Genomic DNA, 15,845 nt, shown 5'->3' with positions numbered 1-15,845 from the left:
CTAGCGGGCCAGGACTGCCACGGCACCGGCGGCGGTGGGAATGCCTCGCCACGACTGGGCCAGCCCCACTTCGGCACCCGGCACCTGGCGGGCGCCCGCCTCGCCGCGCAACTGCCAGACCACTTCCGCCACCTGCCGCAACCCGGAGGCATCCAGCAGGTTACCAGCGCCCAGGTTGCCGCCGGAGGGGTTCACGGGCAGCTGGCCGCCCCGCGAGAAGAAACCTTCCTGCAACATGGCCGCCGCGTCCCCCGGCCGGGCCAGCCCCAGGGCCTCCAGGTGCTGGAGTTCCTTGTACGAGAAGGTGTCATCCACCTCGGCCAGGTCCAGCTCCCGGACCGGGTCCCGGATGCCGGCCCTGCGGTAGGCCCGGGCGGCGGCCAGCTCGCAGTACACCGCCCGTCCCCAGTCCCGCTGACTGAGGTCGGGCGTGTCCTGGGCCCAGCCGATCCCCCGGATGAACACGGGGTCGTCCCGCAGTTCCCGGGCCACCTCCTCCGTGGCCAGCACCAGCACCACTGCCCCGTCCGCGTAAGGGGACACGTCCAGTTCCTTGAGGGGCTCCGCCACCGGCTCGGAGGCCAGCACGTCCTCCGGCTCGACCGCGGCCGGGTGGGCGGCCCAGGGGTTATCCAGGGCGTGCCGGCGGTTCTTGGCCACCACCCGGGCGCAATCCAGCTCCGTGTAGTCGCGCTCGGCCAGGAAGCGGCGCATCCCCAGCCCGGCCACGAAGCGCGGGTTCAGCCCCAGGGGACGCACGAAGACGGGGTCGAGGGCGAAGGCCTCGATATGGGAAGGGTAGAGCACGTTGGACGGTTTGGCATGCCCCTCCACCACGGCGATGCGAAACCGCCCCGTCTCAAGCTGCATCACCGCCGCCCCGACAGCGGTGATGCCGTCGGCGCAGATGGTGTGCACGGGCTTGAGGACAGCCCCCAGCTGGTCTGGCACGTACTCGTCGAAGATGGCCGTGCCTTCCCAGTAGTCCTCGGATACGGCCACAAAGGTGTCCACGTCTTCGGGCGCGATGCCGGCGTCTTGGTAAGCCCTGACCGCTGCCTCGTAAACCAGCTCCCGGAAGGAAGCAGACGGAGATAGCGACCGCAGCGGCGTGGCGCCCACGCCCACTATTGCCACGCTCATGTCCCGCCCTCCTCGCATTGGCCTGGTCACCCGAACCTCAGCCTGCTCTACCGGGCAGGGCACCACCTCCTACCGGGTATTCGCCCTGGAAGCAGCTAGCTCCTGCCGCAAATCCTTCCTCCGCCACAGCAGAGCCCTATCGCACTTGATATAGATCTCTTGACGAAGACGGAGAGCATGCATATAATGTCCATCAGAAGAAAGATCCTCTCAGGGAGGAGGTATCTAGCATGTCGTTGATGCGGTGGGATCCCTTCCGCGACCTGGTGGAGATTCAGCGGAACCTGGAGGACCTGTTCCGGCGGACCTTCAGCACCTGGGACCAACCCCTGGCGCCGGTGCGAGCCACCGGGTGGGCGCCCGCCCTGGACGTGATCCAGAAGGAAGGAGAGCTCCTCATCAGGGCGGAACTGCCCGGCGTGGACCCGGAGCAGGTCGAGGTGACGGTGGAGGACAATCGCCTCACCATCAGGGGTGAGCGCAAGGAGCAGGTGGAGGTCGAAAAGGAGAACTGGCTGCGTCGTGAGTTGCGCTACGGCTCGTTCGAGCGGTGCCTGACCCTGCCCGCCGAGGCCGACACCGAGAAGATCAAGGCCGCCTACCGCAACGGCGTCCTGGAGATCACGGTGCCCTACCAGCCGGCGGCAAAGCCGCGTCGCCTTACCGTCGACGTGGAAAAGCCCAGGAAGTAACGGCCGGGCTGTAAAGCAGAAGGCGTGGCCGGTATCGAGCCACGCCTTCTCTGTTTTTCGCCTGCGCGAACGGCCCTCTGCCGTTCTATTTCATCCCCACCACCGCCCGGGCGGGAACTAGCGATGCCGGACGGCCGCCTGCACGGGCAGAGCCGTGGAGGCAAGGGCCGTACCCAGCACTCTGGCCAGCGCGAGGGTGGCCACGGCGTCCACGGTGTGGTGCAGTGCCGTCCCCACCCCCACCTGGATGAGAGCAAAGGTTGCGGGAAAACCGAAGGCCAGCACCACCAGGGCCTCGCCCAGGGCATGAACGGGAAGAGCCACCGCGAGGGCCGACCAAAGCGGCCAGCCCCGCCTCACCAGAACGGCGCCCAGGACACCCCAGAAAACGTGCACGAAAGCCCGTCCCGCCACCACCGGCCCCAACGTCACGAGGAAGCCGAATGTAGAACCCAGCCCCACGAAGACGGCCACCGCCGGACTCACCAGCATGGCCAGCATCTCCGGTACGTGGGAAAAGAGTGTGGCGGAAAAGGGCGGTATCACCACCTGAAGGTAACCTCGGAAAACGATGGGAATCAAAAGGGCCAGTGCCGTGAGCAGCCCACCAACCACGATTTCCTTTGCCCGCATGGTCCCACCTCCGTCACCCCTGGATCTGCGGACCTCAGTATAGCAGGTGTCTTTACAGATGACAAGACCCCAGGAGCTCACGGCGCTACGGAGGAGCCCTCGAGGAGGTAACCTTTCTCGCGCAGCCGGGTGCGGGCAATTTCGATGGCGTCGGGGTGGGAAGCCTCCAAAGTGTGCAGGTGCACGCCGCCGGTGAGGCTGGAGAGCAGGGCCGCCCCCGAGCCCGCCACCCGCTCCAGAAATGCCGCCACGTCCTCCGCGGTGTCCAGGAGGAGAAGGCCCCTCAGCTCCCCGTAAATGGGATGGTCAACAACCACGTCCAGAACGCGAACCCCCGCGTCCACCAGGGTGTACAACTCATCCCCGGTTTGCGCGGGGGTATGTCCCACCGCAATCACGGCCCGGTATGGCCGGGCGGGCATACCCGGACCCAACCGGTACCCCTGGGGGGTGGCCAGGACATCCTCCCCGGCGGCGCGCAGGAGGGCAATATCCTGCACGATCACCTGCCGGCTCACACCCAGGCGGCGTGCCAGCTCGGACCCGGTCACCGGTCCCCGGGCCTGCCTGAGGAGAGCCAGGATCTGTTCCCGGCGCGAAACAGCCAACCCAAACCCCCCGGGGGCTAATTCGCTCCCTTCGTCTCGGTGTCCTCCCCGCCCTCCCCACCGCCCACTTCCGGGGCGGTGGCAGAGCGTCACCACGCCCGCCCAGTTCCGGGGCCGGAGTGGATAGGCACTGCGACGGTACCGTCGGCCCTCAGCCGGTGGGTTGCTGCCGTTCCTCCCCGACGGTTGAGTAGCGGAACAGCCGGTAGACGGGGCAGAAGCCGATGGCGGCCGTCACCAGCAGATAGGCTCCCACCAAGACGAAAAGGCCCCCGAGGAACCCCGTCACCGGGATAAAGAAACGCAGGGCGAGCAGCACTACCCCCACCACGATGCGCACCGTGCGGTCGGAGGCGCCCAGGTTGTTCTGCACATCCACCCCTCCCCCTTGACACACCCACGCCACCTGGCCAGGAACCAGGTGCGGGAATCAATGGGTAGATTGCCGCCGGGACGCCCTTCCTATGCTATCATGAGTGGGGTGGCAGGGTCTGAGGCCCGCCACCAATCGCCCGCGCCGCAGGAGGGGAGCCGGTGCGCTACCTGACCGCATTTGCCGGACCACCCGGCCACATGGTTTTCGTGAGCCTGATAGCCCCCGAACAGCCCCAGGCCCTGGTACTGGTGGTACACGGGGCAGGATCGTACCTGGGACCGTACCTTCCTTTCGCGTGGGAGGTGGCCGCCCGGGGAATCGCTGCCGCTCTACTGGATCTCCCCGGCCACGGCTTCTCCGACGGCGTAGCCGCCCATACGCGCTCCTACCGCACGTACCTGGACGCCATCGACGTGGCCCTCTCCTGGGCGCAGGCCGTCTGCCCGGCCCCCGCCACCTTCCTGGCAGGGGAGAGCTACGGCGCGGTGCTGGCCCTGCTCCACACCGCCCGACGCGGCTCGGCCGGCCCGGCCGCCCCGGCCGCTGTGCCCGCGGGACGCGACGCTTCCACCGCAGGCGACTTACCCTGCGGGCCGACGGGCGGTGGGCGTGGCCCCGCCGACGCGCCTGCGCGAATCGGGGACGTGGCCGGACTGGTGCTTTCGGCCCCCGCCTTCCGGGTGGCGGGGGTGTCCCACCGGGCCCTGGCGGCAGTGCGGGTCTTAGCGCGGGTGCTGCCCCGCCTCCGGCTTCCCCGGGGGACCCCTCTGGCATTCACCCGCAACCCCGTGGCGGGGGAAATCGTCCGGCGGGATCCTCTGCTCAACCGGCGCTTGACCGCAGCTTACGCGGCGGAACTGGTGCGGGCCGGGGAAGAGGCTGCTCGCCTGGCTCCACGCCTCGACGTCCCCGTCCTCTTCCTGATCTCGCACGAGGACCCGGTGGTCGACAACGGCGCGGGCCGGGAGGTATTCTCGCGCCTGGGTGAGGACCACCGCACCTGGGAGGAGTTCTCCGGCCACGCCCACGCCCTGTTCCTGGAAGATCCCCAGGGGATGGCGGCCCGGGTGTCGGAGTGGGTCCGGGGCCGGGGGCGGGCGGCGGGGGCCTCCCCTAGCCGCCCTTCATGGCCACCTTCTTCAGGGTGAGGGTCTCCAGGTATTCCTCGTCCACCGCGAACCCCAGGCCGGGACCGTCGGGGATGGGAATAGTTCCATCGGTGGCCATCGCCACCGGGGGAACGATGAGGTCCCGGTGCCAGTAGCGGTCAGAAGCGGAGATGTCACCCGGCAGGGTGAATCCGGGCAGGGAAGCCAGGGCCAGGTTGTGGGCCCGCCCGATGCCCGATTCCAGCATGCCTCCGCACCAGACCGGGGCCCCCGCCGCCCGGGCCAGGTCGTGCAGCTCCCGGGCTGCCGTGGGCCCTCCCACCCGCCCCACCTTGATGTTGATGGTGCGGCAGCTCCCCAGGTCCAGGGCCCTGCGGCCGGCAGCGGGGCTGGTGATGCTCTCGTCCAGGCACACGGGCGTGCGCAGGCTGCGCTGCAGGGTGGCGTGGTCCACCAGGTCGTCTTCCTCGAGGGGCTGCTCGATCATCATGAGGCCGAACTCGTCCAGCCGTTGCAGGTGGGCGGCGTCCGCCAGCGTATATGCGGAGTTGGCGTCCACCATGAGGGGGATGTCGCCGAAGCGCCGGCGGACTTCCCGCACCACCCCCACGTCCCAGCCCGGCTTGATTTTGACCTTGATGCGCCGGTAACCCTGCCCCAGGTAATCCTCGATCAGTTGGAGAAGCCTGGCCGGGGTAAGCTGGATGCCGATGCTGACGCCCACCTCCACCCGCTCGTGCGTCCCTCCCAGGGCGCGGGCCAGGGAAACACCCTGCGCCTCCGCCCAGGCGCACCAGGCCGCCTGTTCCAGGCCGCATTTGGCCATGCCGTGCCCCCGCAGGTGCTTCCAGAAGCGGGGCAGTTCGGCGGGATGAGACCACTCCCGGTCCAGGACGGCCGGCACCAGGAACTGCTCCAGTATCACCCAGGAGGTACCCGTGGTCTCGTAGCTGTACAGCGGCGCCGGCAGGGCAGCCACCTCGCCGTAGCCACGTATCCCGCCGGCATGGGCCGTGATCACGATAAACTCCTTGCGCTCCACGGTACCGAAGCTGGTGGTGAAGGACTCCTTCAGCACCATGCTCACCAGGCGCATTTCCACCCGCTCGATCTTCATGTTGCCGACCTCCTTCCCCGGACCGGCCCGTTCACCCCCGCACCTCGTGCACCCTTTTGCTGACGATCTCCGGCACCGGTGCCGGCACCAGCAGGTAGGCTCCCCGCGCAAATCCGCATGCCACGTAGCCGGCCCCGAGCAGGTTCGACAGTTCCTGACGCACGCGCAATCGCTCCCCCTGCGCCGCCATCATGTCGTTGCCCTTCAGGTCACCGATCCGCTCCGGCACCACCACCCGCCGTACCCCGGGCCACGAAGCGACCTCCCTGCCCCGTTCTTCTCCGCAGCGCACCTTCACCCACGGGGAATCCAGGTACCATTCGGCCAGCAGGCGGTCCGAGGGCAGCCCCCGGTTCACCCGATCTCCCATTTCTCCGTAGCAGTCAGGCAGGTAAGAGGTGACCACCGCGCCCAGCTTACGCAGGTTGAAGTAGGCGTTGTGGGCCTGCAGGGGATCGAAGGTCCACCTGATCAGGGTGTAACCGCGGGCCAGAGCCTGCCGCCGCTGCTCCCACTTGAGGAGGGGTCCCCATCCCTTGCCCTGGTACCCGGGCAGAACCCCCGTCATGTGGGACCACAGATAAGCCCGTCCCTGCTCCCAGGCGGGGAACCCGTACGAAAAACCCACCATGATTTCACCCTCGAACGCCCCCAGCACCACCCCGCCCGCCTTGCCAGCGGCGACGAACTGGTGGTAGGGCACCACCTCACGCTCGGGGAGACCCCAGATCTCCCCCTGGAGCTCCTCGAGGCGCCGGAACTCCCACGGCGACTGCAACGATCTTACCGGCACGGTCAGCCTGCCAACCTCCCCACGCAATCATGGCGTCCCTGGTGCCCACTTTTCTTCGCGACACGCAAAATCCCTGCCCCCGATGAAACATAAATCGAAACCAGGAGGGGGATCTGCCGGCGCAGGAGGGCGGGAACATAATGGCGAATCTGGGGAAAGGAAGGTGATGCGGCGTGAGTGCTGAGTACCCTCAGCTCGGAAAGGTCATCCGCCAGAAGCGCAAGGAGCAGAATCTCACCCTGCAGGAGCTCGCCTCTCAGTGCGGGCTCAGCCTGGGGTTCCTGTCCCAGGTGGAAAACGGTCAGACCCTCCCCTCCCTCTCCTCCCTGCGCAAGATCGCCCAGGGTCTGGGCACCTCGCTTTTCGGGCTGCTGGCGTGCGGGGGCCAGCGCTATTCGACCGTGGTCAGGCCGGGCGACCGCAAGATAGTGAAGTGGCCGCAGCTGAACGTTGCCTTCGAACTGCTTTCCGGAAATCACGGACCCGTCAACCTGGAGGCGGCCATGACCCATCTGCCCCCCGGAGCCCACAGCTGCGATCAGCCTCTCGCCCATGGATACGGCCCGGCGGAGGAGTTCACATACGTGATAACCGGCCGGATCAAGCTTTTTCTGGGGGACGAGGCTTTCGAGCTGGCAGAGGGCGACAGCGTTCACTTCAATTCGCTGGTACCGCATAAGTACGCTAACGAGGGTGACCAGGAGGCAGTCATGCTGACGGTCATGTCGCCGCCCTCTTTCTAGACGAGAGGTTTTTGCCCGCCAGCAACGAATGCTGGACTGGTAGGGTACAGTCGCCCGGGTGAGGAGGTGGCGCCGAGGGTGGACTGGTACTTCATCGTGAATCCCGTAGCGGGGCGCAACCGCACGGCCCGCCTCTGGCCCCTCATGGAACGCATCATCACCGACAAAGGGATTCCCTTCCGGGCCGCCTTCACCACCGCGCCCGACGAAGCCCGCGACCTGGCGGCCCGGGCTGCCCATGAGGGGAGTGCGGCCATCGTGGGGGTGGGGGGGGACGGCACCACCGGAGAAATCGTGAACGGCGTGCTGTCCAGCACCCGGCCAGACACGCCCATAGGGGCGATCCCCACGGGCACCGGCAACGATTTCGTGCGCGGGCAGGGCTTCCCCCTGTCCTGGGAAAGCGTGCTGCGCGCCATCCTGGAAAGCTCCCGGCCCAACCCGGTGGATGCCTTCGCGGTAGAAGACGCCCGCGGCAACCGGCGCTATGCCATCAACTCGGTGGGAATCGGCTTCGACGCCCACGTGGCCCACCTCGCCCACTCCAGGCGCTGGCTGAAGCGCCTGGGGCCCCTGGCGTACGCCTTCGGGGCCGTGGGCGGCCTGGTCACCTTCCGCCCTACCGACAGCCGGGTGGTGCTGGACGGCGTCCCGGTGCACTCTGACGGCACCTGGCTGGTGGCCTGCACCAACACCGAGCGCCTGGCCGGGGGCATGAAGATATGCCCGGGGGCGAATGCGGGGGACGGGCGCCTGAACCTGTGCGTGGCATCCGGGATATCGGCGCCGCGCATCCTCGAGATGATGGTCCTCTCTTTCCAGGGCAAGCACGCCGGGCGTCCCGGCATCCACCTGCTCTCGGGGCGAGAGGCGGTCATCAGCGCCGAACGCCCCCTGCCCGTGCACATCGACGGCGACCCCGTTCCCTTCCAGCTACCTCTCACCCTGCGGGTGCTGGAGGGTGCCATCCGCCTCCTGGTACCGGCCGGGTGATCCCCCGGAGGGTCGGGGGGGAAACGCCCGCCGCAGGATGACGATGGCCCCCCAGAAGGCGAGGGCCGTGAGCATAATCCCGGCCATCCCCAACCCCGTCACCCGCAGGCTGGCCAGCACCGTATCCCAGTTGATCCAGGCCACGGCCGTCACCTCACCAGGGCGAGGATGAGCCCGCCCGCCATGATGGAACCGATCTGCCCGGCCACGTTGGCCCCTGCCGCGTGCATGAGGATGTAGTTCTGAGGATCTTCGTTCAATGCCATGCGGGCAATCACCCGGGCCGACATGGGGAAGGCCGATATCCCCGCCGCCCCCACCATGGGGTTGATCTTCTCGGGAAGAAACAGGTTGAGGAGCTTGGCAAACACCACTCCCGCGGCGGTGTCCATGACGAAGGCAGCCAGCCCCATGAGCAGGATGAGCAGGGTGCCCGGCGTGAGGAAGGTGTCCGCCCGCATGGTGGACCCGATGGTGATCCCCAGGAGCAGGGTCACCAGGTGGGCCAGTTCCTCCTGGGCGGCCCGCGACAGCCGCTCCACCACCCCGCATTCCCGGATCAGATTACCGAACATGAGCATGCCTATGAGGGGGACGCTGATGGGCGCCACCAGGCCGGCGATCACCGTCACCGCGACGGGGAAGAGGATGAGCGCCGTGCGGGAAACGTCCTGGCGCCGGTAAGTCATGGAGATGCGCCGGTCGGCCCGGGAAGTGAGGAACCTGATGACAGGCGGTTGGATGATGGGTACCAGAGACATGTACGAGTATGCCGCCACCGAGATGGGACCCAGCAGACGCGGGGCAAACACCGAGGCCACGTAGATGGAGGTGGGACCGTCGGCGGCCCCGATCACCCCGATAGCGGCCGCCTCCTTCAGCGGGAAGCCAGCCGTAGCCGCCAGCAGCATGGTGAAGAATACGCCGAACTGAGCGGCGGCCCCGAACACCATCAGGATGGGATTCTGCAGCACGGGGGAGAAGTCCATCATGGCCCCCACCGCCACAAAGATGAGCACCGGGAACAGCTCGGTGGCAATCCCGGCCCGGTGCAGCAGCTCCAGCACGCCCCCCGGCATGACCGCCGCCGAAAAGGGGATGTTGGCCAGAATGGCCCCAAAGCCGATGGGCAAAAGCAGCGTCGGTTCATACTCCTTGCGGATGGCGAGCCAGATGAGCAGGCCTCCGATCCCGATCATGATCAGGTGCCCCGCCGTCATGCCTGCCAGCCCGGCCAGAAGTCCGTTCAACTCTCAGCTCCCCCTCTTCCACAGAGAGAACAAAACGCCTCGTTCAAGTCCAGCCATACCGGGCCGCGGTGAAACCTCACGCGGTGTGGATCATTACAGCCAGCCAGGACGGATCTCACGCTGCCCAGGCCGGGAATCTCGGCCTCTGGAGCAACCTCGGCCAGAGGCACGAGCACAAAAGCCCTTTTGGGCAGTTCGGGGTGGGGGAGTTCGAGCTCCCGGGTCCGGGTGCGCAAACGCCCGAAGAGCTCTATGTCGATGTCTATGAGACGCGGCCCCCAACGCACCCCCGGCCGCCTTCCCAGGTCCCGCTCAATCTGCTTGCAGGCGCCCAACAGCTCGACGGGACACAGTGATGTTTCCACCTCCAGGACGGCATTCAGGTACCATCCCTGGCCTTCAGGTCCAACCGGCTCCGTCTCGTACAGAGAAGACCACCGGACTATGCGTACGGCCGGGTGGGCGTGCAGGCGGGCCACCGCCCGGGCCAGCATGGTCTCGCGCTCGCCCTGGTTTGCCCCCAGGCCCAGGTAAGCCACAGTCAACGATCCCGCCCCCGCCACCTCCGCATGCTCACCGCTACATACTGGATAATCCCTCCCAGGGGAGCCTTCGGTTTCTTCACCCGAACCCGGACCCCTGTGACGGGGAAGCGGGCCATCACCTGCTCGGATATGTCCCGGGCCATGGCCTCTATGAGGTCGAAACGGTCGCCCTCCACGATTTGCCTCACCGCTTCAAAGACCCGCGAGTAATCCACCGTGCAGCCCAGATCATCAGCCAGCGCCGCCTGTTCCAGGTCGAGATACAGTACGAGGTCCACCACAAAAGGTTGCCCCTTGTCCTTTTCCTCCGGAAGCACTCCGTGCCTCCCGTAAAACGTCATACCCTTCAGGATTATGCGGTCAACCACTTCGCCCCTCACTGCCTCCCCCGTCGCGGCCACGCCTGCCTCTCGGCCCGATCCCGGTTACGGGGCGGGGTCAATCTGGCTTCGCCGGGTTGCAGCGCACGATAGCATCAGTCATGCGAGCGACGCGCACCATCTCTCGTACGTCGTGCACCCGGACGATGTCGGCGCCGTTGGCAATGCCGAGGGCCACCGTAGCTGCAGTTCCTTCCAGCCGTTCTCCGACCGGCAGGTCGAGCACCTGCCCGATAAGGCTTTTGCGCGAGGTCCCCAGCAGGATGGGCCTGCCCAAGCTTTTCAACTCTCGCAGCCGGGCGATGATCTCCAGGTTGTACGGGAGCTTCTTGCCGAAGCCAATGCCGGGATCGACAATGACGAGTTCCTCCGGGATACGGGCCTGGATCGCACGGTCGATGCTTTCCCGGAAGAAACGGCACAGGGCGCTCATCACCGAACTGTACTCCGGCCAATCCCGACCGCGGTGCTCGGCCAACCCATGCATGATTACCACGGGAACCTGGTGCGTGGCCACCACTGCGGCCATCTCGGGATCGAACTGCAGGCCGCCCACGTCGTTGACCATGTGGGCTCCCAGCCGCAGGGCTTCCATGGCCACGCTAGCTTTGCAGGTATCGATGGATAGGGGGACGGACAGCTCTTCGACCAAACGCTCGATCACCGGTAACACCCGGTCCATTTCCTCCTGCGCTGTCACCGGTTCGGACCCGGGACGGGTTGACTCTCCTCCCACGTCCACTATGTCTGCCCCTTCGGATACTATCTGCCTTGCCCGCACCACAGCGGCTTCCACATGGGAGTATCGCCCACCGTCGAAAAATGAGTCCGGGGTCACGTTCAGGACGCCCATGACCAGCGTCCGGGAACCGAACTCGAGGGTGTGCGAACGACAGCTGAGACGCCGCGGACCGGCCGCATTCTCCCAATGGTCCAGCAACGCTTCCAGCTCCGCAGCCAGGCGGGCCAAACCAAAGGGCTGGATTTTTAGCTTCTTCACCAGGTGCTGGTACTGGCGCAGGGTGCCCATCAGCAGTACGTCAGTGGTACCCACGGACCAGTCGGCCGTGCCGTGAGCCACTGCTGCATCCCCTCCTCGCGCCAGCATCTCCTGCTTGAGGACATTGGCGGCTTTGGGGGTCAGGCCTTCAACCTTTGCCACCCGGTGCACGGCCTTGGGCATCATCAACTTCTTGCCTATCTCGTCCACGCCCACCAGGTCCATCTCGACGCCAGCGTGGGGGAGATCGGGGATGATCACGACCCTGGGATTATATGCATCCAACGCCTTCACCGTCCCCTTAGGAGCATGAAAGCTTCCGCCCTTGAGGCGGGATTGCGCCGGAATATCCCCCTCACCGCTGAAGTGACGGTCAGGGCCCCCGGTTTGTTAACTCCCCGCATGCTCATGCACAGGTGCTCCGCTTCCACCACTACGACAACTCCCTGTGGCTGCAATTTACCCATGATCATATCCGCGATGGATGAAGTCAAACGCTCTTGCACGTGAAGTCTCCGGGCTGCCACGTCCACCACCCGGGCCAGCTTGCTCAGGCCGGTAATCTTCCCCTTGGGGATATAGGCAACGTGGGCACGGCCGAAAAAGGGGAGCAGGTGATGCTCACATACAGAGTAGAACGGGATGTCTTTTACCAGTACCATCTCCTCGTGTCGCTCGTCGAACTCGACCAGCAGTTCCTCCCCCGGGTCGCGGCCGATACCGGACAGGACCTCTTCGTACATCGCCGCGACCCGCCGGGGGGTGTCCCGCAGTCCCTCGCGAGCAGGATCCTCGCCGATCGCCTCGAGGATCATGCGCACCGCTCGTTCGATCTTGCTACTGTCCATCCACATCTCACCCCCGTCCCGCGTTAATGGTACTGCGGGGGATGCCGGCAGTCAACGCAACGCGGTCGGGGCCCTGCCATGCGGTCGGCCCCCGGCCACCCAGGTGTCAGCAACAACAATCGCCGGAGAAGCCCTGGCGACCCGCCACCACAGGTGGAACTTCCTACCTGCCGTGCCCCTCGCCGCTTTCCGGCGGCAGCGGGTCATTCATGGAATGGGGCGGCTCCTCGGCCTGCTCCTCGGTCTGCTCCTCGGTCTGCTCCTCGGTCTGCTCCTGGGATGTCCCGTCCGGGCAGACTCCCGTCTGACCGTCGTCGTCCGGTTGCGTTTCCGGGTACGGGGGTGGTTGGGTACCCTGAGCGCCGCTCTCGTCTTCGTCAGCCGGTGGTTCCTCGGTTGCCTGCTCCGGCGGCGGGGAAGCCGTGCCAGGGCCGCTCTCCAGAGCGGGTGCGCCTTCATCCGAGCCGGGGCCGGGCTTTCCTCCAGAAGGACTCGGCCCGTGCTTCGAGCGCGTCTTCTGCCCGGCCGGTGAGTCCGGCTTGTTGCCCGGCACGGCCGGGGATCGATCACCTTCCCCGTGCCGGCCTTCACCCCGGGCGGACTCCCGTATGCCCTGCTCTCTCTGGCCGGCACGCTCCGTGACCAGGCTCAGCACGTGGGATATCGGTTCCCGGCAGACCTGTTCCAGGGTGACTTCCGCCCCGGCGCGACGAGCCGCCAGATAGAGGGCCATCCGCCCGGCCGAGATGTGGTGACGCCTGGCCTCCTCGTGGACCTGCCGGTCGGCAGTCCATCCTTTGACATCGACTTTGAGACCCCGTTGCTCGAGCACCAGGCGAGCGGTAGTTACGGCTTCCTCGCGCAACCGGGCAGGATCTACCCCTGCTGTCGTTTCGGCAGGCACGACCGCAACCAGCACCGCCCCCGGACGGTCCCCGCCGAGATAACCCTGCTCCACGGCGCGGAGGGTGAGATCGGAGAGCGTCTTCAGCAGGCTCCGGCGCCGGTACGCCAATCCCGCCAGCAGCCTTTCCCCGTCAGGATTGAACGCCCAGGCGCTGCACACTCTCTCGCGGGCGTCTACGCCCAGTTCCAGGCTGGGGTTGATGTCCACCGACACGTAAGCCACCACCGGGCCCAGTCCCCGCCAGTGGCGGTACGCCAACCCGCTCCAGGCCACAAGGAGAACCAGCACGCAGGCCAGGGCCACGGCCGGGCGCAAGCAGGCCCGCGGCTCCCGGTCCGGCCAGGTTACTTCCTGCCCCGGCCACCAGCCTTCCCGGCCAGTGGGGGTACGGAGGAACTCGCCGTCGGGCGTGAGCACGATGGCCCTCTTCCCCTGTATCTTCAGCACGGTTCCCTGTTTCACTTCGCCATCCCCTTCAGCGAGGGTGATCGCGGGCGCAGGTAGTCCTGCAGGTAAGGAAATTCCTCAGTCAGAACGAGGGTCAGAGCCAGGATGTACTTGCGATTGCGCTGCAGCATGTCACGTCCCAACCCCAGCGCCTTCTCGAGTTCACGGACCGGCAGCCTGCGCTGAGCCAGTGCTTGCCTGGCCAGCTCCCTGTGCTCGGCCAGATAGCGGGCCACCCGTTGCGCGCGCTGCCGGCTGTCCTGGTGCCTGGGAGACACTCGAACCAGTTCCCCCAGGCCAAGTCCGATCTGCCTCAGCCTGGCCTCGAAGCGGGCCATCTCTTCCCGCCTCTCCCAGGCCTCCACGTAGGCCTGGTGCGCGGCTTGGGATGCTTGCATCTGCTGCGGTGAGTAACTGTTCCCCTCGTCGTCGTCCTGCTCCAGAGCCGAAAGCGGGATCTCCCGGGCTTGCCGGGACTGGCGCCGGTAGTGGTCAATCAGCCGGCGCCTGATCACGGTCTCGCAGAAACTGAGGAAGCCGGCCCCGCGATCCGGCCGGTAGCTGTCGATCGCTTCGTTGAAGGCGACCAGGGTTACCGACGCGTCGTCGCTGGATTCCGTTACGAACCTCCCTCGCACCTGTGCCGCCAGGCGCAGCGCCAAGGGCTGGTAATCCCGCAAGAGGGTTTCCCGGGCGCACGCATCCCCGGCCTGGGCGCGCGCTACGAGGTGGTCGGGGCCGGGATTCACCCTCACACATCCCTTCACAGGTAGTGGCTGTAGCTCTATGATTAGATCGAGAAGGCATTGCCAGAGCGGAAGGGTCCGGGGCAACGATGCCCCGGACCCGGTCGATGCTCCACGGCCATACGCTCAGTTGACCGACACAACCTGTCCCTGCGTGAACCATCCCACCTTAGCCCCGAGGCTCTCGGACAGAAAGCGGACAGGTACCATGGTTCTGTCCCCCACGATTACGGCCGGCACGTCGAGCGCGACCTCCGTGCCGTTTACCATGGCCCGTAGCGAGCCCACGGGCAGCACGACGGTGACATCCCCCTTGGCCACAGTCACCAGCCGCAGCTCGCCATCCCACTTCACGTCCGCGCCCAGCGACTCGACAATGGCCCGCAAGGGTACCATGGTCCTACCCTGGGGCGTTATGAAGGGCTCAACGTCAAACGGAACTTTCTTGCCCTTCACGAAGACCTTGACACCGTGCCGGCCCGTCTTCTCGTAGAGCTCACCGAGCTTGGCGTACATGCCGTCCTGCTCCGGCTCGGCAGCGACCGCGTCCTCCATGTCCTCGAGTGCTTCCTCGACCTCGCCCACCTGATCCTTCAGGATCGCCCGGTAGGCATACACTGCCCCCGGAACCGTAGAGTCCAGGCTCTCTAGCTCGGTCAGAGCGGCTTGTGCGTCACCTGTGGCCCGCAGGCACAGGGCCAGCATGACGGCTACCTTGGCGCCGGAACCGGGCAGGTTCTTCATGTCCTTAAGCACCGATATGGCTTTGTCGTACTCGCCCGCCGCCCTGTATGCCATAGCCAACTTCCATAGTATCCGGGCATCTTCAGGTTTCTGATCTCGCTGCTGCTCCAGCTTTGCTATTCGCTTCGCAAGACCCGCCGGCGTTCCCGCATCAGGCTCGTCAGGCTCGTCTTCGCTCTCCTCGTCCGAGGCCACCGCCTGTTCCAAATTTGCTTCGACCTGCAAGCGGAATTCCTCTTCTTCGTCGCCGGGCTCGGCCGCAAGAGACGCGGAGTCACTCCCCTCGTCCTCCTGCTCGTCTTCACCGGATGCCAGCGTTGCGTCATCGTCCTCGTGCTCGTCCTCGCCGGATGCCAGCGTTGCGTCGGCGCCGGCGGTCCCGGGGCTCTGCTCGCCACCCGACCCAACCACCGGCTCGTCTCCGGTTGCCAGCGCCGTGTGCACCGCCCCGAGCAGGAAAACGGCTACCAGCAACAGGACCAGGAACCCCCGAGCTCGCTTGTTCATCCTCCTCACTCCTTCCCGGATCGAACTGGCCCCCACTCCCGCCCATGGAGAGGGGCTTGGGTTGGGAAGCCTGGCCAACTGCTCAGAACAAGAGAACCGACCTGCCAACCACCTCCCAGCGGCAGCCAGCAGGCCGGTAGGGAATCACAAGATCCCCCAGCGGCCGGGCTGCCATAGCATTACGCCTTAGGCCCCGTAGCTTTGCGCCCCCGGCTTTCGCCGGGTTTGCCTTTTTTGGGGGCTAATAGCTGGTCCCCTTATATT

At 66.4% G+C, this 15,845-nt stretch carries 19 protein-coding genes and 1 riboswitch; of the genes, 4 read left to right on the top strand and 15 right to left on the bottom strand.

Annotated features, from left to right (window positions below):
- Positions 1-1,143: an acetyl-CoA acetyltransferase gene (locus tag QME70_00245; protein ID MDI6893034.1), complete on the bottom strand. Its 1,143-nt coding sequence runs from the start codon at positions 1,141-1,143 to the stop codon at positions 1-3.
- Positions 1,144-1,373: 230 nt separating this feature from the next.
- Here QME70_00245 and QME70_00240 point away from each other — a divergent pair, with 230 nt between their 5' ends.
- Positions 1,374-1,835: an Hsp20/alpha crystallin family protein gene (locus tag QME70_00240; protein ID MDI6893033.1), complete on the top strand. Its 462-nt coding sequence runs from the start codon at positions 1,374-1,376 to the stop codon at positions 1,833-1,835.
- 117 nt (positions 1,836-1,952) lie between these two features.
- Here the strand turns inward: QME70_00240 and QME70_00235 are convergent, their stop codons facing one another.
- The 3 genes from QME70_00235 to QME70_00225 all read right to left on the bottom strand — a co-directional run bounded on the left by QME70_00235 (position 1,953) and on the right by QME70_00225 (position 3,455).
- Complete coding sequence (locus tag QME70_00235) at positions 1,953-2,468, bottom strand: ECF transporter S component (protein ID MDI6893032.1); 516 nt, start codon at positions 2,466-2,468, stop codon at positions 1,953-1,955.
- Between the two features lie 77 nt (positions 2,469-2,545).
- Complete coding sequence (locus QME70_00230; protein MDI6893031.1) at positions 2,546-3,076, bottom strand: transcription repressor NadR; 531 nt, start codon at positions 3,074-3,076, stop codon at positions 2,546-2,548.
- Positions 3,077-3,227: 151 nt separating this feature from the next.
- Positions 3,228-3,455, bottom strand: a complete 228-nt coding sequence (locus QME70_00225; protein ID MDI6893030.1) for a DUF2892 domain-containing protein — start codon at positions 3,453-3,455, stop codon at positions 3,228-3,230.
- 155 nt (positions 3,456-3,610) lie between these two features.
- On the opposite strand from QME70_00225, the gene QME70_00220 reads away from it, so the two are divergent.
- The gene (locus tag QME70_00220) at positions 3,611-4,600 is read left to right on the top strand and encodes an alpha/beta fold hydrolase (GenBank protein ID MDI6893029.1); all 990 of its coding nucleotides are present in this window, start codon (positions 3,611-3,613) and stop codon (positions 4,598-4,600) included.
- Here the strand turns inward: QME70_00220 and menC are convergent.
- Both menC and QME70_00210 read right to left on the bottom strand, forming a co-directional pair.
- The gene (menC, locus tag QME70_00215; GenBank protein MDI6893028.1) at positions 4,566-5,678 is read right to left on the bottom strand and encodes an o-succinylbenzoate synthase; all 1,113 of its coding nucleotides are present in this window, start codon (positions 5,676-5,678) and stop codon (positions 4,566-4,568) included. The two genes, QME70_00220 and menC, sit on opposite strands and share 35 nt — an antisense overlap.
- 31 nt (positions 5,679-5,709) lie before the next feature.
- A complete protein-coding gene (locus QME70_00210) occupies positions 5,710-6,471 on the bottom strand; it encodes a GNAT family N-acetyltransferase (protein MDI6893027.1) in 762 nt (253 codons plus the stop codon).
- 173 nt (positions 6,472-6,644) lie between these two features.
- Here QME70_00210 and QME70_00205 point away from each other — a divergent pair, with 173 nt between their 5' ends.
- The gene (locus tag QME70_00205) at positions 6,645-7,214 is read left to right on the top strand and encodes an XRE family transcriptional regulator (GenBank protein MDI6893026.1); all 570 of its coding nucleotides are present in this window, start codon (positions 6,645-6,647) and stop codon (positions 7,212-7,214) included.
- A gap of 78 nt (positions 7,215-7,292) precedes the next feature.
- Entirely contained in the window at positions 7,293-8,207 is a 915-nt protein-coding gene (locus QME70_00200) for a diacylglycerol kinase family lipid kinase (protein MDI6893025.1), read from the top strand.
- Here the strand turns inward: QME70_00200 and QME70_00195 are convergent.
- The 9 genes from QME70_00195 to QME70_00155 form a co-directional block, all read right to left on the bottom strand.
- Positions 8,148-8,351 carry a hypothetical protein gene (locus QME70_00195; GenBank protein MDI6893024.1) on the bottom strand — a complete coding sequence of 68 codons (204 nt, stop codon included), beginning with the start codon at positions 8,349-8,351 and terminating at the stop codon, positions 8,148-8,150. The two genes, QME70_00200 and QME70_00195, sit on opposite strands and share 60 nt — an antisense overlap.
- Positions 8,352-8,356: 5 nt before the next feature.
- A complete protein-coding gene (locus QME70_00190) occupies positions 8,357-9,457 on the bottom strand; it encodes a sodium ion-translocating decarboxylase subunit beta (protein ID MDI6893023.1) in 1,101 nt (366 codons plus the stop codon).
- Positions 9,454-9,996 carry a 2-amino-4-hydroxy-6-hydroxymethyldihydropteridine diphosphokinase gene (gene folK, locus QME70_00185; protein MDI6893022.1) on the bottom strand — a complete coding sequence of 181 codons (543 nt, stop codon included), beginning with the start codon at positions 9,994-9,996 and terminating at the stop codon, positions 9,454-9,456. Before folK ends, QME70_00190 begins: the two co-directional genes overlap by 4 nt.
- 2 nt (positions 9,997-9,998) lie before the next feature.
- Positions 9,999-10,382: a dihydroneopterin aldolase gene (gene folB, locus QME70_00180; protein ID MDI6893021.1), complete on the bottom strand. Its 384-nt coding sequence runs from the start codon at positions 10,380-10,382 to the stop codon at positions 9,999-10,001.
- A gap of 58 nt (positions 10,383-10,440) precedes the next feature.
- On the bottom strand, positions 10,441-11,676 hold the full coding sequence (gene folP, locus QME70_00175) for a dihydropteroate synthase (protein MDI6893020.1): 1,236 nt from the start codon (positions 11,674-11,676) through the stop codon (positions 10,441-10,443).
- A complete protein-coding gene (gene folE / locus QME70_00170; GenBank protein MDI6893019.1) occupies positions 11,673-12,230 on the bottom strand; it encodes a GTP cyclohydrolase I FolE in 558 nt (185 codons plus the stop codon). Before folE ends, folP begins: the two co-directional genes overlap by 4 nt.
- Before the next feature lie 163 nt (positions 12,231-12,393).
- Positions 12,394-13,599: an anti-sigma factor domain-containing protein gene (locus tag QME70_00165; protein MDI6893018.1), complete on the bottom strand. Its 1,206-nt coding sequence runs from the start codon at positions 13,597-13,599 to the stop codon at positions 12,394-12,396.
- Positions 13,596-14,339 (bottom strand): RNA polymerase sigma-I factor, encoded by a 744-nt coding sequence (sigI, locus tag QME70_00160; GenBank protein ID MDI6893017.1) that lies wholly within the window; start codon positions 14,337-14,339, stop codon positions 13,596-13,598. The genes QME70_00165 and sigI overlap by 4 nt, the downstream gene beginning before the upstream one ends.
- A gap of 117 nt (positions 14,340-14,456) precedes the next feature.
- Positions 14,457-15,581 (bottom strand): stalk domain-containing protein, encoded by a 1,125-nt coding sequence (locus QME70_00155; GenBank protein ID MDI6893016.1) that lies wholly within the window; start codon positions 15,579-15,581, stop codon positions 14,457-14,459.
- A 155-nt stretch (positions 15,582-15,736) separates the two neighbouring features.
- A riboswitch (cyclic di-GMP riboswitch) is annotated at positions 15,737-15,821 on the bottom strand.
- Positions 15,822-15,845: the final 24 nt, after the last annotated feature.

The sequence above is a fragment of the Bacillota bacterium genome (genome assembly GCA_030019365.1).
GTDB lineage: Bacteria > Bacillota > Sulfobacillia > JACIYH01 > JACIYH01 > JACIYH01.
The sequence above is the reverse complement of the archived record's forward strand: the minus strand, read 5'-3'. Positions and strand labels throughout refer to the sequence as shown.